Source organism: bacterium, assembly GCA_030019025.1.
GTDB lineage: Bacteria > Hydrothermota > Hydrothermia > UBA1063 > UBA1063 > UBA1063.
The window spans coordinates 40,721-65,167 of the sequence record JASEFR010000004.1 but is presented as its reverse complement, the minus strand read 5'-3'; the positions used below and the strand labels follow the sequence as shown (position 1 = coordinate 65,167).

Annotated in this window: 24 protein-coding genes; 10 read left to right on the top strand and 14 right to left on the bottom strand. The window is 39.6% G+C overall.

Features of this window, described 5'->3' with window-relative positions; translation table 11 throughout:
* Positions 1-6: 6 nt before the first annotated feature.
* Genes QMD82_01895 through QMD82_01850 form a run of 10 tightly spaced genes read right to left on the bottom strand, consistent with a single transcriptional unit; the run spans position 7 to position 9,454 of the window.
* Positions 7-1,185, bottom strand: a complete 1,179-nt coding sequence (locus QMD82_01895) for an FprA family A-type flavoprotein (GenBank protein ID MDI6850677.1) — start codon at positions 1,183-1,185, stop codon at positions 7-9.
* Positions 1,186-1,187: 2 nt separating this feature from the next.
* Entirely contained in the window at positions 1,188-1,706 is a 519-nt protein-coding gene (locus QMD82_01890; protein MDI6850676.1) for a flavin reductase family protein, read from the bottom strand.
* Between the two features lies 1 nt (position 1,707).
* Entirely contained in the window at positions 1,708-2,175 is a 468-nt protein-coding gene (locus QMD82_01885) for a hypothetical protein (protein MDI6850675.1), read from the bottom strand.
* Positions 2,172-2,609 carry a transcriptional repressor gene (locus QMD82_01880; GenBank protein ID MDI6850674.1) on the bottom strand — a complete coding sequence of 146 codons (438 nt, stop codon included), beginning with the start codon at positions 2,607-2,609 and terminating at the stop codon, positions 2,172-2,174. The genes QMD82_01885 and QMD82_01880 overlap by 4 nt, the downstream gene beginning before the upstream one ends.
* Positions 2,606-3,241, bottom strand: coding sequence for an N-glycosylase/DNA lyase (locus QMD82_01875; protein ID MDI6850673.1), 636 nt, complete (start codon positions 3,239-3,241; stop codon positions 2,606-2,608). Before QMD82_01875 ends, QMD82_01880 begins: the two co-directional genes overlap by 4 nt.
* 26 nt (positions 3,242-3,267) lie before the next feature.
* Positions 3,268-4,083 carry a bifunctional hydroxymethylpyrimidine kinase/phosphomethylpyrimidine kinase gene (gene thiD, locus QMD82_01870; GenBank protein ID MDI6850672.1) on the bottom strand — a complete coding sequence of 272 codons (816 nt, stop codon included), beginning with the start codon at positions 4,081-4,083 and terminating at the stop codon, positions 3,268-3,270.
* Between the two features lie 15 nt (positions 4,084-4,098).
* Entirely contained in the window at positions 4,099-6,168 is a 2,070-nt protein-coding gene (locus QMD82_01865) for an ABC transporter ATP-binding protein (protein ID MDI6850671.1), read from the bottom strand.
* A complete protein-coding gene (locus QMD82_01860; protein ID MDI6850670.1) occupies positions 6,152-7,885 on the bottom strand; it encodes an ABC transporter ATP-binding protein in 1,734 nt (577 codons plus the stop codon). The genes QMD82_01865 and QMD82_01860 overlap by 17 nt, the downstream gene beginning before the upstream one ends.
* Entirely contained in the window at positions 7,882-9,021 is a 1,140-nt protein-coding gene (locus tag QMD82_01855; protein ID MDI6850669.1) for a DUF401 family protein, read from the bottom strand. The genes QMD82_01860 and QMD82_01855 overlap by 4 nt, the downstream gene beginning before the upstream one ends.
* Positions 9,005-9,454, bottom strand: coding sequence for a MarR family transcriptional regulator (locus QMD82_01850; GenBank protein MDI6850668.1), 450 nt, complete (start codon positions 9,452-9,454; stop codon positions 9,005-9,007). Before QMD82_01850 ends, QMD82_01855 begins: the two co-directional genes overlap by 17 nt.
* 138 nt (positions 9,455-9,592) lie before the next feature.
* Here QMD82_01850 and QMD82_01845 point away from each other — a divergent pair, with 138 nt between their 5' ends.
* A complete protein-coding gene (locus QMD82_01845; protein MDI6850667.1) occupies positions 9,593-10,798 on the top strand; it encodes an L-serine ammonia-lyase in 1,206 nt (401 codons plus the stop codon).
* The gene (locus QMD82_01840) at positions 10,795-12,021 is read left to right on the top strand and encodes an asparagine synthetase B (GenBank protein MDI6850666.1); all 1,227 of its coding nucleotides are present in this window, start codon (positions 10,795-10,797) and stop codon (positions 12,019-12,021) included. The genes QMD82_01845 and QMD82_01840 overlap by 4 nt, the downstream gene beginning before the upstream one ends.
* Here the strand turns inward: QMD82_01840 and QMD82_01835 are convergent, their stop codons facing one another.
* Genes QMD82_01835 through QMD82_01820 form a run of 4 tightly spaced genes read right to left on the bottom strand, consistent with a single transcriptional unit; the run spans position 12,022 to position 16,455 of the window.
* Positions 12,022-12,648 (bottom strand): HAD family phosphatase, encoded by a 627-nt coding sequence (locus QMD82_01835; protein ID MDI6850665.1) that lies wholly within the window; start codon positions 12,646-12,648, stop codon positions 12,022-12,024.
* Entirely contained in the window at positions 12,645-13,241 is a 597-nt protein-coding gene (locus QMD82_01830; GenBank protein ID MDI6850664.1) for a CDP-alcohol phosphatidyltransferase family protein, read from the bottom strand. Before QMD82_01830 ends, QMD82_01835 begins: the two co-directional genes overlap by 4 nt.
* Entirely contained in the window at positions 13,238-13,855 is a 618-nt protein-coding gene (locus tag QMD82_01825; GenBank protein ID MDI6850663.1) for a T9SS type A sorting domain-containing protein, read from the bottom strand. Before QMD82_01825 ends, QMD82_01830 begins: the two co-directional genes overlap by 4 nt.
* Positions 13,849-16,455 (bottom strand): carbohydrate-binding protein, encoded by a 2,607-nt coding sequence (locus QMD82_01820; protein ID MDI6850662.1) that lies wholly within the window; start codon positions 16,453-16,455, stop codon positions 13,849-13,851. Before QMD82_01820 ends, QMD82_01825 begins: the two co-directional genes overlap by 7 nt.
* 156 nt (positions 16,456-16,611) lie before the next feature.
* On the opposite strand from QMD82_01820, the gene QMD82_01815 reads away from it, so the two are divergent.
* Genes QMD82_01815 through QMD82_01780 form a run of 8 tightly spaced genes read left to right on the top strand, consistent with a single transcriptional unit; the run spans position 16,612 to position 24,436 of the window.
* Entirely contained in the window at positions 16,612-16,917 is a 306-nt protein-coding gene (locus QMD82_01815) for a hypothetical protein (protein MDI6850661.1), read from the top strand.
* Between the two features lie 4 nt (positions 16,918-16,921).
* Entirely contained in the window at positions 16,922-18,892 is a 1,971-nt protein-coding gene (locus QMD82_01810; protein ID MDI6850660.1) for a V-type ATP synthase subunit I, read from the top strand.
* A gap of 1 nt (position 18,893) precedes the next feature.
* The gene (locus QMD82_01805) at positions 18,894-19,364 is read left to right on the top strand and encodes a V-type ATP synthase subunit K (protein MDI6850659.1); all 471 of its coding nucleotides are present in this window, start codon (positions 18,894-18,896) and stop codon (positions 19,362-19,364) included.
* Positions 19,365-19,375: 11 nt separating this feature from the next.
* On the top strand, positions 19,376-19,951 hold the full coding sequence (locus tag QMD82_01800; GenBank protein MDI6850658.1) for a V-type ATP synthase subunit E: 576 nt from the start codon (positions 19,376-19,378) through the stop codon (positions 19,949-19,951).
* Between the two features lie 8 nt (positions 19,952-19,959).
* A complete protein-coding gene (locus QMD82_01795) occupies positions 19,960-20,979 on the top strand; it encodes a V-type ATPase subunit (protein MDI6850657.1) in 1,020 nt (339 codons plus the stop codon).
* Positions 20,976-21,284, top strand: coding sequence for a V-type ATP synthase subunit F (locus QMD82_01790; GenBank protein MDI6850656.1), 309 nt, complete (start codon positions 20,976-20,978; stop codon positions 21,282-21,284). The genes QMD82_01795 and QMD82_01790 overlap by 4 nt, the downstream gene beginning before the upstream one ends.
* 10 nt (positions 21,285-21,294) lie before the next feature.
* Entirely contained in the window at positions 21,295-23,052 is a 1,758-nt protein-coding gene (locus tag QMD82_01785; GenBank protein MDI6850655.1) for a V-type ATP synthase subunit A, read from the top strand.
* A complete protein-coding gene (locus tag QMD82_01780) occupies positions 23,027-24,436 on the top strand; it encodes a V-type ATP synthase subunit B (protein MDI6850654.1) in 1,410 nt (469 codons plus the stop codon). Before QMD82_01785 ends, QMD82_01780 begins: the two co-directional genes overlap by 26 nt.
* Positions 24,437-24,447: the final 11 nt, after the last annotated feature.

Genomic DNA, 24,447 nt, shown 5'->3' with positions numbered 1-24,447 from the left:
TTTTAATCAGCCTAAGGATCTATGCTTTTCTCCTATTGCTTTTGCCAGTTTTTCGAGAGACTCATAGGCGCTTTGATCTGGTAAACCCTTAAAGGAGACTACATCAATAACTTCACCTTTGAAGTTGGTGAAAATGTTTTTAAGGTCATCAACGGCTTTTCCTCCCCATCCGTAAGAGTTAATTATGGCTAAATATTTTGTTTTTGGCCTTAGTGCGTTGGCGAGATACGTATAGTAAACGGCAAGGGGATGGGCACTGGCAAGTACTGTGGGTGTGGCTATGATTAGCGTGGCAGCGTCAATCAAAGCCATTGCTATTTCTCCGGTGTCTGCGACAGTGAGGCTATAAACTTTTACGTTAACTCCTTCGTCGATAAGTTTTTGTTCTAAGAATCTTACAGCTCTTTCAACGCTATGGTGCATAGAGACGTAAAGAAGGGCTACCAAGTTTTCCACTTTATTGGATGACCATTCCTTATACGCGCTGATTATGAATTGCGGATTTGTGTAAATTGGACCATGACTTGGGCAGATCATTTTAGGAGAAAAATTCTCTATTTTCTCAATGTTTTTGGGTATCATATTTCTAAATGGTGCCATTATTTCTGCGTAGTATCTTTTGGCTGCGTTGTAAAGTTCTGGTGTCCCATCACTTGTAAATTCTGTCGTAGCCAGGTGTGAACCAAAGAAATCGCATGTGAAGGCGATTTTATCTTCTAAAAGTAGGGTTGTTTGAGTCTCTGGCCAGTGTACCCAAGGTGTCATAATAAATTTGAGGGTTTTTCCTCCAAGGTCAATGGTGTCTCCTTCTTTTACCACCATAAGTTTTTCCTGAGGGATTTGGAGATGGGTTTTTAGGAGTTCAGCGCATTTTTCATTTGTAACAACAATTGATTCGGTAAATAGATTTAGAACTGCCGGAATTGCACCTGAGTGATCCTGCTCTGCGTGGTTGGAAATGATGTAGTCTATTCTGTCTATACCTATAGCTCTTAAGTCGCTGAGAAATTCTTCAATCTTTAAAGTATCGGTTGTGTCGATAAGGGCGGTCTTGCTTTTACCTATAATAAGGTATGCATTGTAAGTAGTCCCTTCGGGTAGGGGAATCAACTCGTCAAAAAGTCTTCTTTCCCAGTGCAATGTGTTAATTAGATACAAATCATCTTTGATTTTTTTTACAGCCATATTTACTCCTTTTTCTCTTCTTTTAAGTATGTAGAAGCAGTTTTGGGTGTTTTCCCTTTAACTTCTTTGTGATAATAGTCGTAGGTCATCGGTGTTTTTTCAGATAATATGTCAGCATCAAGAACTTCTCCGACAAAAATTGTGTGGGTTCCTGCATCAAGGCTGTTTACAACCTTGCATTCAATGAATGCACAGGTGTAATCCATTATCACAGGCAAGTTATTGTCAGTAATTCTGTAGTTTACGTTTTCAAATTTGTTAAGGTCCCTTCCACTTTTGAATCCAAATTTGCCTATGAAGGTGAAGGGGGCTTCCTCGGTGAGGACTGACACCGAAAATTTCCCGCTTTTTGAGACCATTTCATGGGTTAAGTTTAATTTGTTAAGGGCAACTGCAACCTTAATAGGTTCTGCTGTAACCTGAAAGACCGTGTTGGCTATTTGCCCATTAATTTTTTCACCCTCTTTCGTTGCCACAATGTAAAGGCCGTAACTTAATTTTGTTAATGCAAAGAGGTTCATGTTAAATTTTCTCCTTTTGTAAAAAACTTTCAAGTTTTTTAATGTACTCACCCGACTTGAGTTCTGAATCCCTCAAGAAGAGGCTAGCTTTTGGCCGTATACCAGCTATTTTACAAATCTGTTCGATGATTTTTGCATTTTTTTCACCAAATCCCGATACTGATATTAGTGTAATTTTTGAATTTTTAAGGTTTTCGGAGAATTTTCTTAGAAAACTTGCTACTGGGGCAGGAAGATGGCCCGCCCAAACCGGAGTGACCAGGTAAATGTGGTTGAATTCTTCTCCGATTCCTCTTGACAATGTAAAAGGTACGTTCTTTTTAGTAAGTGCATAGAAGGCGTCCTTAAAGAAGTTCCTTTTTGATTTGTCTTCAATCTTTGAAAGGTATATGCCTTTTAGCCTTGAAATCTCAAGGGCTATTTTCTGATTGTTCCCGGTTCCTGAGAAGTAAACTATTATCTCGCTCAACTTTTCTCTCCCTTTTTCATTAAACAACTCCTACATATTCCCTTTAAATAGAGATCTTGAGTTTTTACAAGGTGTCCTTCTCCTACTTTTTTGGAGGTAAAATCGGGTATTTCAACTTCGATGTCGTATATTTGACCACATTCAATGCAGTGGAAATGGACATGGGGTTCGATGAATGCGTCTACCCTGAGTTCCTTTGAGTCTACCGTCACCAGCTTAATAACTCCTTTTTCCGCCAACGCTTTAATTGTATTGTAAACAGTAGTTTTTGAAAGGGTTGGCAATTCAGCACTTAAGTGTATATATATTTCATCAGCGGAGGGATGGGTTCTATTTTTAAGCAGGAACTCAAGAATTTTTATTCTTTGAACAGAGGGTTGAATATGGTGCTTTTTTAAAATATTTTTTGCCTTCTCTATAATCTCGTTTTTCACTTAAAAACCTCCCCGGTTTCCTTTGCCCAAAGAAGCATATCTAAATGGGCGAAGGGAATGCCTATTTGATTAGAAAATTCTTTCATTTTCTCTTCTATTAGCATATAACTTTTTGGGGTAAGAGATTCTGGTAGTCTTCGGATAACCCCTATTTTAGCAAGGTTACGGAGGATATGTCTGTCAAGGATTGCAAGGTCAAAATGTCCTGTGTTTCTCAGAAAGTGACTGGCCTCTTTCATTCCCAGTCCCTTGAAATTTTTCATAAGAAATGTTCTCTTTTCCTCAGGGGGTGTTGAGTCTTTCACAAATTCTTTGAGATTAAAGCTACTTTCTTCTATTTTTCGCAGATTTTGGGTAACAAATTTGGCTTTATTATTGGGAAATCTAACTCCTTTTAAAAATTTTTTAATTTCCTCTTCTGAAGGGTTTAGATATACCTTGCTGTCAAAAATATTTTCTACCGCTTTCCAGCAAACCTTTGCCTTTGATTGCGGTGTTAAGGTGCAAAAAATGAACTCCTTTAAAATCTCAGTTTCACTGCCATCTTTTTTTGCCCTAAATTCTTCAAGCCTCTTCTCTATATGATCCCTCAGGTTCTCGTAGAGTCTGATAAGATGATCTATTTCATTCATTTTTCAACTTTGAATAGATTTTAATGTCAAAAACAAGTTGCTTCAAATTCGATTTCAACTTTATGCCTTAGCGGACCGTGGCCATGTCCAATGGGTGGCGCATTTTTTATGGCCCTCTGAATGTACTTTTTTGCTATGCAAACTGCGTCTTGAACGGAATAATTCATGGAGAGGAGCGCTGCTATTGCAGAAGATAGGGTACATCCCGTGCCATGGGTCGAGGTCGTTACTATCTTTTCGCCTTTAAATTTCCAGAAGCCATCTTTCCCAATCAAAATGTCAATAACTTCTTTGGATTCTAAGTGGCCTCCTTTGATTAGTACCCATTGGGTGCCTTTTTCCAGAATTTTTTCTCCCGCTTTAATCATATCCTCTTCTGTGGAAATTTCCATTTCTGCCATGATCTCTGCCTCGGGAATGTTTGGAGTTACAACAAAGGCTGCGGGTAAGAGAGTATTAATAAGGGCATCTATTGCATCGTCTCTTAGCAATTTGGCTCCACTTTTTGCGACCATTACTGGATCGACTACCAATTTGTCTACATTAAATTTGATCATGCATCCAGCAACTACTTCTATGATTTCTCTCGTAAAGAGCATTCCAGTTTTTACAGCTCCGGGGGGTATGTCTTCAAAGACCGTTTCTATTTGTAACTTTACGAAATCAGGAGTGACGGGATAGATCCCAGTCACTGAATAAGTATTTTGAGCGGTTAAAGCGGTTATCACGCTCATACCATAGACATCAAAGGCTTCAAAGGTTTTCAGATCTGCTTGGATCCCTGCTCCGCCACCTGAATCGCTACCTGCAATGGTCAGTGCTATACCCTTGTAAGGTTTCATTTCCTCCTCCTAATTCTAAAAGTTTGAAGTTCTGGCAAATTGAAGCATATAAAGGTGATAATACATACCTTTTTTCTCAATTAGTGATTCATGAGTTCCCTCTTCTACTATTCTACCATCATATATAACAAGTATCTTATCTGCATCTTTGATCGTTGAAAGCCTGTGGGCTATTACGATTGAGGTTCTACCTTTTAAAATATTTTTGATTGCCTGTTGAATTAAATTTTCCGTGTACGAATCAACATTGGCAGTAGCCTCATCTAGGACAAGGATCTTGGGATTAAAAGCCAGTGCCCTTGCAAAGGAAAGAAGTTGCCTTTCTCCAACAGAAAGAGATGCGCCTCTTTCTCCCAATAATGTTGAGTAACCGTTTTCCAACCTTTCAATGAAGTTGTGGGCGTAGACACTTTTAGCGGCTTCAAATACTTGTTGTTCGTTTATTTGTGAGTTGTAGAGGGTGATATTTTTTTTGAGTTCACCAGAGAAGATGAATACGTCTTGAAGTACGAGCCCCATCTGGGACCTTAGGTGATCAAGATCGTACTCTTCAAGAGGAATATCATCAATCAGTATTTGTCCTTTCTGGTATGGGTAAAAACCGAAAATTGCTGATATAAGGGAAGTTTTGCCTGCCCCTGTGGGACCAACGATGGCTAAGGTTTCTCCGGGATTTGCAACAAAGCTTATGTCTTTTAATACCCAGTTTTCTGAGTCATAAGCCAGCCACACATTTTTAAATTCAACCTTACCTACAATTTCTCTTTTAAGCCCTTTCCCCTTAGGCTCTATGGGTTCGTCCAAGAGTTCAAAGATCCGATCCCCGGCAGCCATCGCTGACTGCATGATGTTGTATTTTTCTGAAAATTCCATAATAGGCTGGAACAACATGTCAATGTATGATAGAAAAGCCACCAAAGACCCGAAAGTCAGCATATTTCTAATTACCTCACCTCCGCCAATCCAGATGATTAAAGCGACCGTTATTGCCCTCAGAAAATCTATGATGGGTCTAAAAGTTGCAAAGACGTAAAGTTGTTCAATGTTCGCATCGAATAATTCTTTATTGTAGCCGCGGAATTTATTCTTAACAACATTTTCTAAGTTGAATATTTGAATTATTCGTATTCCAGAAATGCTCTCCTGCACAAAGGCGTTGAGTAGTGCCAGTTTTGCCCTTACTTTCCTGAAAGCGTTTCGGACTTTTACTCTAAAAATAATTGTTACCACGAGGAGAATAGGTGCTACAGTGAGGACTAAAAGAGTGAGTTTCAGGTTCATTTTAATCATTATAATTACTACACCGATGATGACAATAAAGTCTTTTATCAAGTGGATTAACACGGAACTTAGCATTTCTGCAATAGCAGAAACGTCGTTAGTAGCCCTTGTGACAAGACGGCCTGTAGGGTTTTTATCAAAGTATGAAAGGGGGAGGTTCAGCATGTGTTTTGTTATAACCATCCTCATGTCGTACATTACCTTTTGAGTCACGTATTGGAGGGTATAACCTTGGAGGAAGGAGAAGAGAAAGGAAAGAAATAATAGTATTATAAGTAATGTCGCTAATTTGTAAACTTCTTTGATGTCTTCTCTGCGAATCTGAATTATCTGGGGTTTTGATAAAATATTGATTTTGCTTTGTTCGACCGCAAAAAGACCATTTGAAGCTCTTATAAAAAGATTTTCTTTTTCGGGAATCACGTCTTTTGTTAAGATATATTTGGCTGTACCAAAGGCTTTTTCCCTTTCAAGTTCCGCGGAGATTTCTCTGGAAAGGGCTGGCCTTTTTATTAAGACTTTCCCATTTTCCAGTCTTACTATGTAGTTTTCTAAGCCATATTTTTCAATGTAAGTGGTGTCTGTAAGTTCAATGTAAGATGGCATTATGTGAAAATCAATTGCCCTTCTGTTAATGGCTGGGATGGCAATTTGAATAGCACTTGTGATAATCAAGAATGTAAAGGCTAAAACTATGCTCTTTTTGTAAGGCTCCGCAAATTTAAGTGTTCTTCTAAGTACTTTTCTGTCAAAGAGTTTTCCAGTTGCTTCAACATGTGAACCGTGGCTATGACTGCCGAACAAGTCCTTCCTCCATTTTTTGTAATTCAAAGATATATTTGTAAAAGCCTTCCCGTGATATAAGCTCTTCGTGAGTTCCCCTGTCCACTATTTTACCGTCTTCCAGCACGAGAATTTCGTCCGCATCCATAATTGCAGAAACCCTGTGTGAAACGATGATTGTTGTTTTATCCGCCAAAAAATCTTCTAAATTGCTGAGAATTTTGTTTTCCGTTTCAGTATCAACAGCCGATAGTGCATCATCTATAATGAAAATAGGTGCATTTTTCACAATGGCTCTTGCTATGGCTATTCTTTGCTTCTGCCCACCGGAAAGGGTAATTCCTCGTTCTCCGACAAGAGTGTCAAGCCCATCAGACATTTTCATAACCTCATCGTATATCTCTGCAAGCTTTAGTGCATTTATTATTTCTTCTTCTGTCGCATCAACTTTACCGTAAGCTACATTCTCTCTTATAGTAGCCGAGAACAAAAGACTTTCTTGTGGAACGAAGCTAATTGCATTTCTTAAGTTTGTAAGATCATGGTGAGTTATATCTACGTCATCGATGTAAATTGAACCCTCGGGTGGGTCAAAAATCCTTGGTATAAGATAACATAGCGTACTTTTTCCTGCCCCTGTTCTTCCAATAATTCCAAGTTTTTTACCCCTTTTAAGCTCGAAATTGATATCTATAAGAACGGGGCGTCCGCTGGTGTATGAGAAGGTGAGGTTTTTTATCTCAATATTTCCTTCTATTTTTATCTTTCTCGGATGTTGCGGATTTTTTATTTCGGGTTCTACTTTGAGAATCCTTTCGATTCTATCCATTGAAGCAGAACCGCGTTGTAAAATATTTACAAGGAAACCCACGGCAATCATTGGCCAGACCATCATACCCAGATAGCTTGAAAAGGCTACAAAATCTCCGAGAGATATTTCGTTGAGTATGACTTTTCTTCCGCCGAAGAATAAAAGAATTGCAAAGGATAGTGTGGCACCCAGCTGTATACCGGGTTCAAATAGGCTTGAAACCTTTGCAAGTTTCATATTTTTCTTGAAATACAATTCATTAGTGATTCTGATATCCCCTATCTGGCCATCAACTTGCGAGAAACCCTTTAGAACTCGAATTCCGACTATAGATTCCCTGATCTTTTCAGTAAGTTTGGAAAAGGTTTCTTGGACTTCTCTGAAGTATCGATAGTTGAGTCTACCTGAAAAGGATATGAGCAGGCTAATCAGCGGAAGTGGCAAAAGGGCGTAAATCGTTAGCATAGGCGAAATTTTAAACATTATAGCGAGTGAAAAAGTTGAATATATTAATATATCCGTGATTTGGACTAAACTCATTCCTGTTGCCATTCTTACAGCATCGGTGTCGTTTGTTATCAGGGCCATTAATTCACCTGTTCTCTCTCTGTTGAAAAAGCTTGCAGAGAGCCTTACAAGGTGGAAATATATTTCTTCTCTTATGTCTCTCTCTACTTTTCTCGCTGTTCCCATTATGAAGTATCGCCAGAAAAATCTCAGGATTGCAATAATGAGGGTCAGTCCAAGGATGTAAAGGGCATATTTACCAAGAATCTTAAAGGTAGCCTGTCCAGATTGTAAAAGGTTAATACTTTTTCTTATTATGAGCGGTATTATCAGTTGTGCTCCATCAACGATAAGGAGGCTAAGTATGCCGAGAAAAACGGAAAGTTTGTACTTCCAGAGTCTTTTTAGTATTCCTTTCATAGAATTGCTCTAATTATTGCACCCCCCTGAATTAGCAAAACTGGTAATAGAACAGTTGAGTAAACTTCTCTAAAGGAAATTTTGTAGTATTCTTTCGTAGTAATTAAGCAGAGATGGAAAGGCGACAGCAGGACGCCGCTAATTGCAGAAATGTATGCTAAATATGGGAATGCAGAATTCTGTGCAAACAATATGGATAAAATTGGTGCAGTGGAGCCAATCCCTGCAGAGGTGATGCCAGTTAGAAAGGCCATAATCATTGGTAAAATGATTACAGGAACAATTTGTGGAACATTATGTCTTTCTAATAGATTTGCAAAGCTGGTAAGAATATCGGTGTTTTCTACCACTCCTTTGAAAATCAAAACAACGAACACGATAAGGGTAATTTCTGAAAAAATTGAGTTTTTAATTGTTGTAAAGATTTCTTTAATCTTTGCTCTCTCGATTAGAAGTAGTAAAATCAAGACGGTGAGAAGGGTGAATTTCATATCAACTTTTAGAAGCGTTAACAGAATTATCAAAATAACAGGCCAGAGTGCTGAAAGTAGGTACTTAACTATTTCAACACTATTGGCTTTTATTTTATGACCGTTGCTATTACCTTTTACCTTTGTGAATAGAAAGAACAGACCGATGATAAAAGCGAGGCCAGTGTAAGGGAGAGTAGAAATAATGAAATCTTTTACGGGTATATTGGCAAGTCCTGCTGCAATTATTAAGGCGCCGTAAAGAGGCCAAGAAAATTCACAAACGTGTCTGAACCAATAGTTGAAGAAGAATATCCATTTTTTTCTTGCATTCAACTTTTCTCCCGCTTTATCACTTAGATCTGCTGTTAACATTGCTCCTGCTGGCATTGGTAAGAGCCCGAAAATTAGGGGTGGTACAACCAGCGAATATCTAATGTCTCCAGATAGGGATGAAATTAATTTTAGAACTTTAAGATGGAAGTTTTTTATTTTGAAAGTAGTGGTAATCGCCTGAACTAAAACGACGAGAGCAAGAAGATTGAAAAAGGTGTAGTTGAAAATTTTAGGAGTTTCAGAAATTTTGAAGTGACCGAATATAAAAAATAGGATCGCTAACGCAAGAATGAAAATGGTAGTGGAAAGAAGTCTATTGTTTTTTAGCATTTTTAGGGGATGAATATTCCGGTAATTTATCCTTCATTTTATTCAGCAGTTCTAAGAATTTTTCTTTTTCTTCTTCTGTGAAGTCAAGCATTAATTTTCTTAAAAATTCAACTCTTTTGTCAATAACCCTCTGAATTACTTCTTCACCCTGTGGGGTCAACACTACAATTTCGCTTCTTCTATCTGCTTCAACCTTTGCTCTCTTTACGAATCTCCTCTTTTCCAATCTTTCAACGATTCCTGAGATGGTGCTTTTTGCAAGGTAGAGGTCTTTTGCCAGGTTGGTCTGGTTAAGTGGTCCACAGAAGTAGAGGTGTACCATAAGGTTAAACTGGGGAGGAGTGAGATTAATCTCCTTTAACGCAGTTCTCCCTTCCTTCGTTACCTGGGAATAGACTTCCCTCATTACCCTTTCAACATCTCTTTCTATCATAACTAAACCTCCTGTTCGTATTGCTAACTATTTTATGTGAAAAATGGTGGTCAGTCAAAATTTGCTCATATTTTAGTCTTTTTTGCGTTAATTTCTAAGTTTCTATTTCAAACTGTGAGTTTTATAATTACATTCAATATGGAGTCAATCAAACTCATTTTTAATGTGGGTTATGGTCCTTCTTCATCCCATACAATGGGTCCCGTTGAAGCCCTCAGAGTGTTTCTAAGAAAGTTCCCCAAAGTGGTTTCTTTGAAGATTACGCTTTTTGGAAGTCTTGCTGCCACCGGTAAGGGTCATCTCACTGAGGAGGCTTTGCGAAAGTCCTTTGATGGTAAACTAGAAGTTTTGGAAAAACCTGATGAGTATTTACCTCTACATCCCAATGCATTAAAGTTCGAGGGCTTTGACAGTTCAGGAAATCTTATCGCCGAGAAGGTTTTTTACAGCATTGGAGGAGGCATAGTAAAGACCGAAGAAGATATTTTTAAAAAAGAAGACGTCTATCCGTTAAACACTATGGAGGAGATTCTGGATTGGTGTGAATCAGAGGGTAGGAGCTTTTGGGAGTTTGTTGAATTTCACGAGGGAAAAGAGATCTGGAATTATTTAAAAAAAGTATGGAAGGTAATGGAGGATTCAATAGCTCGGGGTTTGAATAATGAAGGTGTTCTCCCTGGAGAGTTACACCTTCCCAGAAAGGCCTGGTCATACTACATTAAGGCAGTGAATTCTAAAAATATTAAATACAATAAGGGTAAAGTCTTTTCTTATGCCCTTGCGGTGGCTGAGGAGAACGCAGCAGGAGGGCTTATTGTAACAGCGCCCACCTGTGGATCCTGTGGAGTTGTCCCTGCTGTGCTTTACTTTTTAAAGGAAGAGTATAATCTTACTGAAGATAAGATTCTTAGAGCCCTTGCTACTGCAGGTCTTGTTGGTGCGCTTGTTAGGGAGAATGCTTCCATTTCCGGAGCAGAGGTGGGTTGTCAGGGCGAGATTGGAGTTGCCTGTGCTATGGCTGCTGCTGCAGCTACTCAAGTTCTTGGTGGAACAATCTTTCAGGTTGAGTATGCTGCCGAAATGGGGATTGAACATCATCTCGGGCTTACCTGTGACCCAATTCTTGGATATGTACAAATCCCCTGTATTGAAAGAAATGCGGTTGCAGCCGGTAGGGCTTTAGAGTGTGCAGTTTATGCTCTCTATTCTGACGGGAGACATATGATTTCCTTTGATTCGGTCCTTAAAACGATGATGGAAACGGGAAGAGACCTTCCCTCGGCTTATAAAGAGACTGCAAAAGGGGGGCTTGCCCTTCACTGGAGAGATAGAAAAAAGAGATGAAGTTTCTTTTAAAAATTGTCGTTAGCTATTACATATTTATCCCAATGGATGATACACAATTTGACCATCTTAGGGCTTATGGGGTGGTCTATAACTCTTTAAGAGCTGGAGTAAAAGCAGAATGGATTCTTAATTATAGAGGGGGGTCCTTTCTCCTTGATGATGCAAAGATCGTGCATGAACTCCTTTCAATTACAGGAGTATCATATGAATTGATCCCCGAAGAAAAAGTGGTAGAACTCCAAGAACGTTCCAAAAGCGAGAATTTTGAGTTTATTATTCTCGAAAATGCGCCAAGGGTAGGTGTTTATGCGCCACCTTATTATGAGCCGTGGGATGACCCTGTTATTATGGTACTTGAATATGCACAAATCCCTTTTGAACAGATATACGACGAAGAGGTCTTAAACGGACGTCTCAAGGATTTTGACTGGCTTCACTTGCACCATGAAGATTTTACAGCGCAATTTGGGAAGTTTTATGCTTCTTATGGAAACGCTGATTGGTACAAAAAGCAGGTGGAATTTAAAAAGTCACTTGCTTTAAAGCTTGGGTTTAGAAATGTGGCCGAATTGGAGAGGGCGATTGCTAAGACCTTTTATAATTATATCAGCGGGGGTAAATACTTATTTGCTATGTGTTCTGCCCCCATAACCTTAGATATCGCACTTGCATCAGAAGGCGTCGATATTCTGGATGTTCCTTTCGATGGAACGCCCTTTGATCCAAATTGTAATTTCAAACTCGACTATTCAAAAACTATTGCTTTCAGAGACTTTAAACTTTTTCCACAATTTTATGTATATGAACACTCCGATGTGGACATGACTCAGGAAGTAGCACAGCTGGGAGAGGAGAATGCTTACTTTGTCCTGCACCAATTTTCCCCCAAGATTGACCTTATTCCCTGTATTCTTACTCAGAATCACAAGACGGTTATAAAAGACTTTCTGGGGCAGGACACCGGTTTTAGAAGAAGTAAATTGAAAAAAAACACAGTGATTCTTGGTGATGTTCCTGGAACTGAGTATGTCAAGTATATTTATGGTGAACTGGGAAAGGGTTTTTTTACTTTTCTGGGAGGGCATGACCCTGAAGATTTTCAGCATTTTGTAGGGGATCCACCTACGGATGTGGCAAAATATAAGAATTCTCCAGGGTACAGGTTGATTTTGAACAACATTTTTTTGCCTTCAGCCCAGAAGAAAAGGTTAAAAACTTAATTAATCCCAGATCAAAATTTGATTTTGAGGAACTTTTTTTCTCAATTTTCTCGTCGGGTTCACCGCAAAAAAATTTCCCGAAGCTTTAAGGAAGTAAATGTCTTTATGGTGATCTGCATAAGTGATTGAATTTTTCAGCTCAATCCCCTCCTTTTTTGCGATCTCCTTCAAAATAAATTCCTTATTTTTACCAAAGGGAATTTTCCCCTTTAGTTTTCCGGTAAATTTACCATTTCTTGTTTCAAGAAACGATGCATAATATCCTTCAAGTTTTAAATAGTCACTTACCACTTGGGCAATAAAGTCGGGGGCCCCGGTAATGAGAAAAAGCCTATAACCTTCTTCTCTTCTTTGTTCTATATGGTCTATTGCTTTTTGGGAGATAGCCTTAATAATCTTATTTTGGGTTGATTTAAGCACTTTATAAACGTGTTCAACTTTTAACCCGTGATAGTAAGCCTTAGAATTTTTGAAATTTTTGTATCTAAAAAGTGATTCGAGCAGCCATAATACTACACCCGATGGCGAAATTTGTAGGTTTCTGAAAAGAATTTTCAAAAATCTTATTTCTGAAGAGGGATTTGGTATTAATGTTCCATCTAAGTCAAAGAAGCAGGCTTTGTTCATTTGTTTTTGAGGTAGGGCCAGGCATCTAAAATCACTGGAAGACCTCGTACTATGCAAATTATTAGTGATATCCAGGCGAAGGCAAGGGCAACTCCGTGAATGTTGAAAGATAATTTTCCATGAATGGTTAATAAGTCAACCCCAAGAAGCGTAAAGGCGATGGCCTTTGAAATAGCGTAGCCGGTTCTGAAGTAGCCTGAGGTAACAATAAATCTGGCGATCCTATTAGTATGCATTTCATAAGGTTTTACACCTTTCTTGAAAGCCGAACTCCTTATTGTATCCACCAAAACGTCTCTGGTTATTACAATTACTGGAAACCAAAAGGAGATTCGTCCCTTTGCCGCGTAAAAGATCCAGAATATGAATTCAACAATTCGATCGCCTGTTATATCAAGTATAGCACCAATCTCCGATTCTGCATTAAGGGTTCTTGCGAGGAAGCCGTCAAGGAAGTCTGTAAAGATTATTACTACGATTAGAATGCAAGCTGCAAAGGTAGTACCATACCTCCCAAGGTCGAGAAGATAAAGGGTAAAAAAGCTGAGCAGTATTCTCAATATGCTTACTATGTTTGGTAGGTTTCTTCTCATTTTACCACCACTATTTTTTGGATCGTTCTAAGGTCTTTAGCTTCTACTTTTATAAAGTATACTCCAGGAACTGCGTTTTCAAAAGGAATTTGGATGGTAGAGTCATTTGTGTCTGCTTGGATTTCTGTTTTAGTAAAAAGGCTGCCATAAATGTTGTAAATGAAAATTTTAAAGGTTCCGGAAATTCCTGGAGGAATTTTTAATTTTATAGGCGTTTCTGCTTTTATAATGCTGTTGATGACAATCTTTTTAAGGTTCAAACTGTCTCTTACAACTGATGAATCAATAATATAAGTGAAATATTCTTCACCCTCAATATTTCCGTTTTGTGTCAAAGGTCTCGGAACCTGCCATTGCAAAGCGCCACCGTCTTCTGTTGAGTAGGAACCCACAGCGATGTAAATAACCTGTAAATTTCCGTAGGGTGATAAATCGATGACTCCTTCTAAATAACCAAAGTCACTGTAATAGGAGGTGCATTTAAAATGGATTGTGTCTGCTATTAAGGTACCAGTTGAATCGAACCAGCCTACAAAATCGTTGTTATCTTCGTCAGCCAGGAAGAACTGATATCTTCCAACCTCTCCCAGCTTTGCCCATGGTGCATTTACCATAGCAGAGGGATCAAAAGATATAAAAATGAAATGATCATTGAAAAAGTATCCTGACTGGTTCGCCGAGGCGTTACCTGCGGATTCAGTTGCAACGTAAGCCTTTTTGTGTTTCGATCATAGTAACCGTAAAGATGCATATTTTCATTTTGGGCTAAAAGAAAAGCAACTCTATCAAGGATGCCGTCTAAGACGAAATCCTGGAATCCAACAGTGTATGAATAATTCTGGCCATTGTTGTTATCCCAGTTCTCATTTTGATAAGGTGAGTTGTCTTTTGCACGAATAGCGAAGTATACCCTGGTACCAGTAGGTTGAGGAGGTAGGTAGACACCGTAAAGGGTAGAATCTGGTTCGTGGTTTCCGTTATAATCCCGGTTTTGACCATCATCGGGAAGCATTGGGATATCTGTGTAGGATTGCCAGTTATTGTTTGTGTATCTTACCCAAGCACCTAATATACCAGAAGGATCGAGAATGTTACAGGTCACAAGCACACTATCCGTTTCAAGTATGTTGTAATTCGGGCTAAAGGTTGTATTCCAAATTCTTGGACCTTCCCTGTCTCCAGGACCCGGTAAGTCTATGTCCGGAACACCCTTTCCTGCGTAAAAGTAAATTGTGTAAGTTCCATTTTTGCCTCCAACTTCTATGAGCTCTGCTCCCGACGACATTTTGCCAAGGAAATTAAAGGTCAATCCAGTCCCGGATGGGTAGAGGAATACCGCTTTGACAGAATCGTAAAGGCTTTCGTATCCACCATAGGTCCATCCATTTCCACTAATCCCGTATAGGGGCCTCATGTTGTATCCACTAAGAATCTGTCTATAGAGTGAAGGTGTTACACCAGCCTTTGTCCAGTTGGAGTAGAGGGAGTTATATGATACTGAAACAAAGTTTTTACCAGGTGTTAGTTTTATTATTTTTGTTAGGTCACTTTGCGGGTTTCCGTCCCACGCATAGCTCTCAGTAAAAGTAATAATTGCGGTGTCAACTGAGTAGGACATATTTACGTCAAACCATGAATTCTCACCTTGTGAATCATTGAAAAGGCCGGGATGTCCGCCATCGTTGTAATCGCCTTCACCATTCCAGTTACTCATAAGATTTCCAACAACACAAGAAGTATCAGAAGTAAATACTACAAGGGCTCGACCTCCTCTTCGATCGAAAATTAAGCACAATTTATCATTGTAAATTGCATATTCTCTAATTCCATCTGCATCCAAGTCCATACTGTCAATTCTGGGGATTTCTTGAAATCTGAGAGAATCAAGCCAAATTGCGCCGTAACCAAAAATTGCTCCATATCTTGTGTGGTTCCATAGATTTTTTCCCCAGTAAACCAGTTCACCACCAGGGCCTGTATGCCAGGCCGTTTCGTAAAGCATTGAGGATAAAGTGATCCAGCCCAGTTTTGCAAACTCATTATCTGAGACATTCATGAGGTAGTTGTAAGCAAATTTCCACAGATCTTCATAATCACCTTTAACACTATTTCCGTTCAAGTCAGGTCCGGTTTCACATCCCCATCCTACGGTTGATTTAAAGTCGTTGTACCAGTTGTCGTAAGTTCCACCTGTCCAATCGTTGAGTTCCTGATAAGTTGCATAGTTTATGTCTATGATAGGTGGGTCGTTATATGGATCACTGTCGTAAATTTTATCAACCCCCCACCATTTTACAGCCTCAGCGATGTGGATTGGTTGTATCCAATTTTGCTCTTTTATGAACCTTATATTCCAATCATAACTTGAAGCGGGTGCCCCCGCTTGACCGAAATCCCAACCTGCAACTCCTGCAGCCTTTTCCCAGTCGTCGCCATAGATTACTATCTGTTCTTGATCTGAATCGTTTGCAAGGGAGGACAGGAGTTGATGTAGAGGATTTGAAGGGTTGGATATGTCGTTCCAGACCATCTGATCTCTGGCAACCTTTTGAATAAATACAACGAAGACATAATTGCCTTCACTATCAAAAATTCTGTGAACCTTCCGTGAGTTGTTACAGGTGCTGCCGTCGGGATAAGTATGAGAAAACCACTCGTGGACATTATCATCCAGGACAATACAGGGTGCAAGGTATCTACCCTGAGAATCATATTTACCGTATTCTTCGTTTAAAACCTTAATTAAGGAATAAGGCATAAGGAGCTCTGATTTGAAAACTCGTTCTGGGATCCATATTACATTCGGATACTCAGGCCATCCAACCCCTTTGATTGAGTTTTCATATAAGGTTTTTGCATACCAGAGTGAAAATTTATTAATGTTCCTCTCTGCATAAGGCATAATGTGTTCTGCATAAGTACCGCCGACGAGGTAAACCAAATCTCCGCGAAGCCTATTAAGTAAGCCGCGATCGTTTTGCATCCATGTATAAGATTGAGTTAGTGTTCCCGAAATGTGTATGTCAATGGGGCAGTTGTAATATTCATGGGTATCGAGGGTGCGGTGGAAAGAGTTACCATTGTATCCGTAGTCCCCAGGTCTCAATGCGTAAGAGCCATTGTCTGAGAAATGTTGGTTTCCATGATGTAAAAAGGCGATTTTTGCGGTTCCGCCTAAAAGCAAAAATTTAATAATAATTACCGCAACCAACATAAGGTTATTATCCTATACCCATTATAAAAATTCAAACTCCTGTTATTTTTTTGAAGCTGTTAGGTATAAGGATTTATTTTTACTCATCTTATTTAATTGGACCTGTGCTTTTTGATTTTCTGACTATATGTTGTAAAATTTAAAACAGGAGGACTTATGGAAGACATTATCAGGAAGGTTAAAGAAGCCGAAAAGGAAGCTGAGACATTGGTTAAAAAGACTGAAGAAGAGGCGAATCTTGTAATAAGCGAAGCTCAGAAACTCGCGTCCCAGAAAATTGAAGAAGCGTTAAATAAGCGGAAGGAAATTCTTCAGACTGTTGATGAGGAAGCCCAAAAGCTGGTGCAGGAGAAGATAAAAGAATACGAAAGAGAGTTGTCGGCTAAAGTTGAGGAACTGAAAAGTAAGGCGGAGAAGAAGGAAAAGACAGCCATTGAGTTTTTAATAAGTAAACTTACATAGACCCATGGCAAAAGTACCTTTAGAGAAAGTGGTTTTTTACGTACACTATTCCGAAAGAGAAAAACTGCTGGAACGACTTCAGGACGAAGGGCTCGTTCATTTTGTCGAAATTAGGCAGGATCTAAAAGATGAATTTGAAGTTACTCATCTTTCTGAAGTTGAATTTGAATCCCATCTCGAGTCCGTCTTAACGAGGCTTTCTAATGCGATAAGATTTCTTGAAGGTTATACCCGTAAAAGATCCTTCATCGAGAGCTTATACGAAGCGAAAAGGCCCGTTGAGAAAAAGGAATTTTTTAGGATTGCCCATTGTGTTGAACCTGGTACAATTCTTGTTCAGGTTGAGACCTTTGAGCAAGAGTTGGCTCAGTTAACCCAGGAAGAGTCCAACCTTTTGGCTCAAAAAAATTTCATTTTACCTTGGGTTAATCTGGAATATAATCTCGAAGATATTAAGAGTACTGATGAATTGATAATGGCACCGGGTTCACTTCCCAGCGGTAAAATTTCTGAACTTGAGGAACTCCCCTTAGCATTTCAACTTGTATCTGATGATGGCAAGAGGGCTTATGGTGTTATAATTTACCACGAAAAGGATGAGGATTTAATCCGACCGGCACTACAGGAAAAAGAGTTTGAACCCGTTGAGTTTCACGGTTACCATGGTCGTCCTGCTGAAATTCTAAGAGAATTGGATGAGAAACTTAGTATCCTTGAAGAGGAAAAGAGAAATTTAAAGCAGGCAATTGAGGAGGTTTCCAAACACTATAATGCCCTTACTATATTGTACGATTATTATCAGGCGGTTTATAATAGAGAATTGATAGATAACCGTGGCCTGAAGACCGCTTGCATCTCAGCTTACCAGGGATACGTGAGGGAAAGGGATCGTGAAAGACTTGAAAAAGTCTTTTCCGAATTTGAAACTGCCTATTATGAAGTAATTGAGCCAGAAGATGGTGATGAAGTTCCCGTTGAACTGGAAAACAAGGGTGTTTTTAAACCGTTTGAAGGTTTGGTGAGGATGTACGGGCTTCCCTCTCATGTTGACCCTGATCCCACAGCGATCATTACGCCCTTCTTTATTCTATTCTTTGGGATTTGCTACGGGGATGCCGCCTACGGATTACTCCTTTCCTTGTTGTCTATCTGGTTTATGAGGAAACTAAAAATTTCAGCGCCTCTTTTATGGATTCTTTTTGCTGGTGGGATTGCCTCCATGATTTTCGGTGCTATCACGGGCGGGTGGTTTGGCGATTTCTTTGAAAGGGCAAATATAGGTCTTCTTAATGGGTTTCGGAGGAAGATGATGCTTTTTGATCCCATGAACGATGTGATGACCTTTTTCGGTTTAACGATTGCCCTTGGTTTCATCCAAGTCAATGTGGGGCTTGCAGTAAATGCTTACAAGAGGATTAAAGAGGGGGATATCCTTGGAGCCCTTTCTCAGCCTATTGCCTGGATAGTTATTTTATCTTCCCTTGTTTTTCTTGGTCTTTTTGCAGGTAAAATTTCAAATCCACTGCTTAATAACGCCGTGAAAGCACTGGCATTATTTTTTGTCCTCTTAATGGTTTTGTTCAGCTCAAGACATAGCAGGAATTTTATTATTCGCATTGTAAAAGGTGCCTATAATGTGTATAATGGCGTTGGCTTTATAGGGGATCTTCTTTCCTATGTCCGTTTAATGGCTCTTGGCCTAACTTCCTCCGGAATTGCAATGGCGATCAATATCTTAACTTTGCTCGTTTGGCAAATTCCCATTGCCGGGTATATTCTTGGACCTTTGGTCTTTATTTTTGGGCATTTGTTCAGCCTTGCAATAAATATTCTTGGCTCAATTGTGCATCCTTTGCGCTTGCAATACGTTGAGTTTTTCAAACAGTTTTATGACGACGGTGGAACACCATTCCTTCCTTTAAGGTGGGAAGGAAAGTACACTGAGATTGTTGAAATTAATAAACAGGAGGTGTAAATTGACCGCAGGACTTTGGTTATCAATACTTGGTGCTGGACTGGCGACCTTTTTGCCAGGTCTTGGCTCAGCTATAGGGGTTGGTACGACAGCGAGGGCCGCTGCAGGCGTTCTCTCTGAGGATCCGAGTAAATTTGGAAGGTTGTTCCTTCTGGTAGCCCTTCCAGGTACTCAGGGATTTTACGGATTTATTGCGGCTCTTCTTGTCATAATTAAAGTAGGCCTTTTGGGAGAAGTTAAACCTCTTGATTTCATGCAGGGGCTCCAGATTTTCCTCGCCACTATTCCGATAACGTTTCTTGGATACTTTTCAGCTATACACCAGGGTAAGGTGTGTACTGCGGGTGTTGAGATGGCTGCTAAAAAGCCTGAATCTTCAATGCAACCCGTTATTTATGCGGGTTTAGTTGAAACTTACGCCGTTCTTGGTCTTCTTGCAACTATATTTATATTGCTTGGTATAAAGGTTTAAGGAGGTCGATATTGGGCCTTCAGGAGATAATAAATAAAATTAAAGAAGAAACGGAACTTAAAAGACGCGAAATTCTTGATAGAGCGATAGCCGAAAGAGAAAGAATCCTGAAAGAAGCGGATGCCCGGGTGGAGGAAATTCAGCGCAAAGCCCAGCAGGAAAAAGAAAAGCTGGTAATTCAAAAGCTTAATGCTCTCATTGCAGATTATGAAATAAAGTCAAATGTTGAAATTGCCAAAATAAAAAGGGAAATTTTGAAAGGGGTTTACGACAAGGTCCAGAGATACATAATCGAAAATAAGCAGATATACAGTGAAATAGTTAAAAAGCTATTTGAACTGGTTGAACTGAATGGCGATGAGGAGATATTTGTTTCAGAAAGTGAGTCTGTAATTAGCAGGGATTTCATTGAGCAAATGAACAGGGAAAAGGGATGGAAGTTGAAACTCTCCGAGAAGCCTGTTAAGATCAATGGCGGATTTCTTGCGAAGGGTCCCAAATCGGTTATAGATGCTTCAATAGAGAAACTTATCGAAGTTTTACAAGAAGAGACTGAAGTTCATGTCTCAAACATTTTGTTTTCCTAAGTTAGCTTATGTTAAGATTACCATTTAATAGGTATCCTTCTTTTGGAAGAGATGATCCTGAATACGCTTATGCATGTGGAAGGGTAAAGGCTCTCGAGACAAAACTGCTGGATCGTGTGAGGTTTGAGCGCCTTGCCACTTCAAGAGATATTGAGGAACTTTTTAAGATGCTTCAGGATACAGACTATTCGCGATATCTAAATGAAGTACATAAACCTTCTGACTTTGAGATTCTGCTGAGAAGAGAGCTTGAGAGACTTTTCTCTTTAATTTCTGAATTGTCCGTTGAGTCAGCCCTGGAAAAGGATCTAAGACTACCTTACGATTTTTTAAATTTGAAAATACTTGTGAAATCCCTTATTTTCGAACGAGACTTTTCTCACACCTTTTCTAAATACTCGTATTACCCTGCGTCTTTGCTCAAACATAATCTTGAAACTGGGAAAGGTGATATGCTCGTTAAAGAAATTTATGATGCTTATGAGAGTGCGATTTCCTCTTACTATGAAACGAGGGAAGTTTTCAGAATTGACACAGCGGTTGATAATGCGATGTATAAATATTTTGCCAACTTTTCACTTTTTGAGTTTCTAAGGATCTACTACAATTTGAATGCAGACCTAAAGAATTTAATTTCCTTTTTGAGACTTGAGAGAATGGGAAGACTGCAAGCCCTAAAACATATTCTACTTCCTGCAGGATATTTACCTCAGGAACTCTTCTATAAAGTCCCAGATTTTAACACCCTACTATACGAGATAAGGCATACAGTTTATTATCAAGTTCTTCAACCGGGATATGTACAATATCAAAAAACTGGAAGTTTCGTAAAGATGGAAAAGGATGTTGCTAATTACTTCAACGGTCTTGTTAAAGAGGCCTCTAAAAAGGATCTTTCAGTAGAAGTATTAATATCGTACTTCTTCAGAAAGAGAAGCGAGATTTCCCTGCTCAGAATGATAATGGTGTCTAAGGTTAACCAACTTCCCAAGGAACTTGTTATCGATCGGATTCCGGAGGTTGTATGAAAAGGGTAATTTGTCTGGGTAAGTATGAAACTGTATTTCCTTTAAAGGCTATAGGAATGGAGTATAAGGTTTGTAATACTGGTGAAGAAGCCAGAGAAGCTCTTAAGAGTCTTATTTCGGAGAATTACGGCTTGATTTTTATTGAAGAGGATTATTTTCAAAGTGTTAAGGATATCGTTGATAGTTTAAAAGAGCAGGCTTACCCTGCAGTAATGTTCATTCCTGGTGCGGGGGGAAGTACCGGCCAGGCAAGGGAAAAATTGAGAGCAATTTTGCTTAAATCCATTGGAATTGACATCTTTTAGGAGGCAGAAAATGAAGTCCGGGAGAATCGTAAAAGTTTCAGGTCCCCTCGTTGTGGCCGAAGGTATGCTTGGTACTAAGATGTACGACGTTGTCTACGTTGGAGAGATAAGACTTTTGGGCGAAGTTATTGAATTGAAAGGTGATAGGGCTTACATACAAGTTTATGAGGATACCCACGGTATAGGTCCTGGGGACCCTGTTTATGGAACAGGATACCCTCTGATGGTTGAACTTGGCCCTGGGCTTATTGAATCTTTCTTTGATGGAATTCAAAGACCACTTGATAAAATTAAAATTTTATCGGGTGATTTTATTTCCCGTGGTCTTCACGTTCCTGGATTGCCTCGAGACAAGAAGTGGTTCTTTGTTCCAAAGGTGAAAAAGGGTGATGTTGTTGAAGAAGGAGATATCATAGGCGAGGTTGATGAGACTACTCTCGTAAAGCACAAAATAATGATTCCGCCTGGTATTAACGGCGTTATTGATGAAATCAAAGAGGGCGTTTTCACAGTGGAAGATGTAGTTGCGGTAGTTAAGGATAAGGAGGGAAAACTTCACGAGATCAAGATGATGCAAAAGTGGCCTGTAAGAATTCCAAGACCATATAAAGAAAAACATCTACCTGATACTCCTATGTTCACAGGGCAAAGAGTAATTGACACTTTTTTCCCAATTGCAAAAGGCGGTACTGCATGTGTTCCCGGACCTTTTGGATCAGGTAAAACTGTAATACAGCACCAGCTCGCTAAGTGGTCTGATGCTAACATTGTCGTTTACATAGGTTGTGGTGAACGCGGTAATGAAATGACTGATGTGCTAATAGAATTTCCAGAGTTGAAAGACCCCTATTCCGGTGAGCCTCTAATGAAAAGGACGGTTTTGATTGCTAACACTTCAAATATGCCTGTTGCAGCGAGAGAAGCATCCATTTACACCGGAATCACTATTGCAGAGTATTTCAGGGACATGGGGTACTCCGTTGCTCTTATGGCAGATTCAACATCAAGATGGGCTGAAGCTATGAGAGAGATTTCAGGCCGTCTTGAAGAAATGCCAGGAGAAGAAGGCTATCCCGCATATCTCGCGGCAAGGGTTGCCAGCTTTTACGAAAGGGCTGGGAAAGTAACCTGCCTTGGAAAGGATAACAGAGAAGGAACCCTTACTGTGATTGGTGCAGTTTCCCCGCCTGGTGGTGACCTTTCAGATCCAGTGGTTCAGTCAACCCTCAGAGTTGTTAAAGTATTCTGGAGTCTTGAGGATAAACTCGCCTACAGGAGGCATTTCCCTGCCATCAACTGGTTGACCAGCTATTCGCTTTACAGAGAAAATTTAAGGCCCTATTATGAGAAAAATGTAGCTCCAGACTTTTATGACATGGTTCTCGAAGCAATGAAAATTCTCGAAAAGGAGGCGGAACTGGAGGAGATTGTAAGGCTTGTTGGTGCAGAGGCACTGTCTCAAGATGACCAGTTACTTCTGGAAATTGCAAGAAGTATCCGTGAGGATTTCCTGCATCAAAACGCTTTCCATGAAGTAGACACTTTTGCATCCATAAGAAAACAGTATTTCATGCTCAAAGTCATACTAAAACTTTACGAAGTATGTAAAGAGATCATTGCAAAAGGCGAGACAACGGTCAAGGATTTAAAGAAAAAACCCGTTTGGGAGAAAGTGGCAAGAATGAAATATTTCTCAGAGAATGAATTGGGTGAAATTGAGAAATTGTTAAAGGAGATTGATCATGAAGTTAGACAGCCTGTTGGTTAAAAAAAGGCTCTCAAAATTTAACGCTGTTACCAATATTTCAGGTCCTTTAATGCTCGTGGAGGGCATTAGCGGTGTTAAGTATGGTGAGCTCGTAGAAATTGAATTACCTTCTGGTGAGATTAGGAGAGGCGAAGTTTTACAGGTAGAAGAAGATAAGGTTTTATTGCAAGTTTTTGAGGGAACATCGGGAATTGACATTCCAAAAACTTCGGTAAGATTCCTTGCAAAAGGTCTGGAGATTAACCTTTCCCTTGATATGCTTGGAAGAGTTTTTAATGGTCTCGGTCGTCCGATTGATGGTGGCCCTGAAGTGGTCCCTGAAGAGAGAGCAGATATTAATGGGGCACCCATAAACCCTTATGCCAGGGATTATCCGAATGAATTTATTCAAACGGGTATTTCAGCAATTGATGGATTAAACACTCTCGTTAGAGGGCAGAAACTACCCATTTTCTCTGGCTCTGGTTTACCACATAACAGGCTTGCTACGCAGATTGCTAGACAGGCAGAAGTTCGGGGAGAGGGTGAAAGTTTTGCTGTAGTTTTTGCTGCAATGGGTATAACCTTTGAGGAAGCGGAGTTTTTCATTAAAAGTTTCAGGGATACAGGTGCTATTGGAAGAGCAGTCCTTTTTATAAATCTTGCCGATGACCCTGCAATTGAGAGAATAGCAACTCCAAGAGTCGCTTTAACCACTGCTGAGTACCTCGCATTTAAAAAAGATATGCACGTTCTTGTTATTCTCACCGATATGACAAATTACTGTGAAGCACTGCGCGAGATTTCTGCAGCAAGAAAGGAAGTTCCAGGAAGAAGAGGATACCCTGGGTACCTTTACACTGACCTTGCCACAATTTATGAAAGGGCAGGAAGAATAAAGGGCAAAAAGGGCTCTATTACTTTAATTCCCATTCTTACGATGCCTGAAGACGATAAAACCCATCCCATACCTGACCTTACAGGCTATATAACGGAAGGACAAATCATCCTTTCCAGGACCCTACACAGGAAAAAGATTTACCCACCCATAGATGTTCTTCCTTCCCTTTCAAGATTGAAGGACAAGGGAATTGGAAAGGGTAAAACGAGGGAGGACCATTCTGATGTTTTCAACCAGCTCTTTGCCTGTTATGCAAGAGGCAAAGAAGTTCAGGAATTAGCGGTAATTTTAGGTGAAGGTGCGTTATCAGAAATTGATAAAATTTACTACAAATTTGCGGATCTCTTCGAAGAAAGATATGTGGGGCAGGGGGAGTTTGAAGACAGAAGTATCGAGGAGACCCTTGACCTTGGTTGGGAATTACTCTCTATGTTCCCGACTTCTGAGCTTAAGAGAATTAGGCCTCAGTTTATCGAAAAGTATTTGAAGAAGGCAGAGAGTTGAAACTTATTCTC

Coding starts and splice junctions, on each gene's coding strand:
- QMD82_01895 (MDI6850677.1), bottom strand. CDS start 1,185: ATGGCTGTAAAAAAAATCAAAGATGATTTGTATCTAATTAACACATTG.
- QMD82_01890 (MDI6850676.1), bottom strand. CDS start 1,706: ATGAACCTCTTTGCATTAACAAAATTAAGTTACGGCCTTTACATTGTG.
- QMD82_01875 (MDI6850673.1), bottom strand. CDS start 3,241: ATGAATGAAATAGATCATCTTATCAGACTCTACGAGAACCTGAGGGAT.
- thiD (MDI6850672.1), bottom strand. CDS start 4,083: ATGAAACCTTACAAGGGTATAGCACTGACCATTGCAGGTAGCGATTCA.
- QMD82_01860 (MDI6850670.1), bottom strand. CDS start 7,885: ATGAAAGGAATACTAAAAAGACTCTGGAAGTACAAACTTTCCGTTTTT.
- QMD82_01855 (MDI6850669.1), bottom strand. CDS start 9,021: ATGCTAAAAAACAATAGACTTCTTTCCACTACCATTTTCATTCTTGCG.
- QMD82_01850 (MDI6850668.1), bottom strand. CDS start 9,454: ATGATAGAAAGAGATGTTGAAAGGGTAATGAGGGAAGTCTATTCCCAG.
- QMD82_01845 (MDI6850667.1), top strand. CDS start 9,593: ATGGAGTCAATCAAACTCATTTTTAATGTGGGTTATGGTCCTTCTTCA.
- QMD82_01840 (MDI6850666.1), top strand. CDS start 10,795: ATGAAGTTTCTTTTAAAAATTGTCGTTAGCTATTACATATTTATCCCA.
- QMD82_01835 (MDI6850665.1), bottom strand. CDS start 12,648: ATGAACAAAGCCTGCTTCTTTGACTTAGATGGAACATTAATACCAAAT.
- QMD82_01830 (MDI6850664.1), bottom strand. CDS start 13,241: ATGAGAAGAAACCTACCAAACATAGTAAGCATATTGAGAATACTGCTC.
- QMD82_01825 (MDI6850663.1), bottom strand. CDS start 13,855: ATGGTAAATGCACCATGGGCAAAGCTGGGAGAGGTTGGAAGATATCAG.
- QMD82_01820 (MDI6850662.1), bottom strand. CDS start 16,455: ATGTTGGTTGCGGTAATTATTATTAAATTTTTGCTTTTAGGCGGAACC.
- QMD82_01815 (MDI6850661.1), top strand. CDS start 16,612: ATGGAAGACATTATCAGGAAGGTTAAAGAAGCCGAAAAGGAAGCTGAG.
- QMD82_01810 (MDI6850660.1), top strand. CDS start 16,922: ATGGCAAAAGTACCTTTAGAGAAAGTGGTTTTTTACGTACACTATTCC.
- QMD82_01795 (MDI6850657.1), top strand. CDS start 19,960: ATGTTAAGATTACCATTTAATAGGTATCCTTCTTTTGGAAGAGATGAT.
- QMD82_01790 (MDI6850656.1), top strand. CDS start 20,976: ATGAAAAGGGTAATTTGTCTGGGTAAGTATGAAACTGTATTTCCTTTA.
- QMD82_01785 (MDI6850655.1), top strand. CDS start 21,295: ATGAAGTCCGGGAGAATCGTAAAAGTTTCAGGTCCCCTCGTTGTGGCC.
- QMD82_01780 (MDI6850654.1), top strand. CDS start 23,027: ATGAAGTTAGACAGCCTGTTGGTTAAAAAAAGGCTCTCAAAATTTAAC.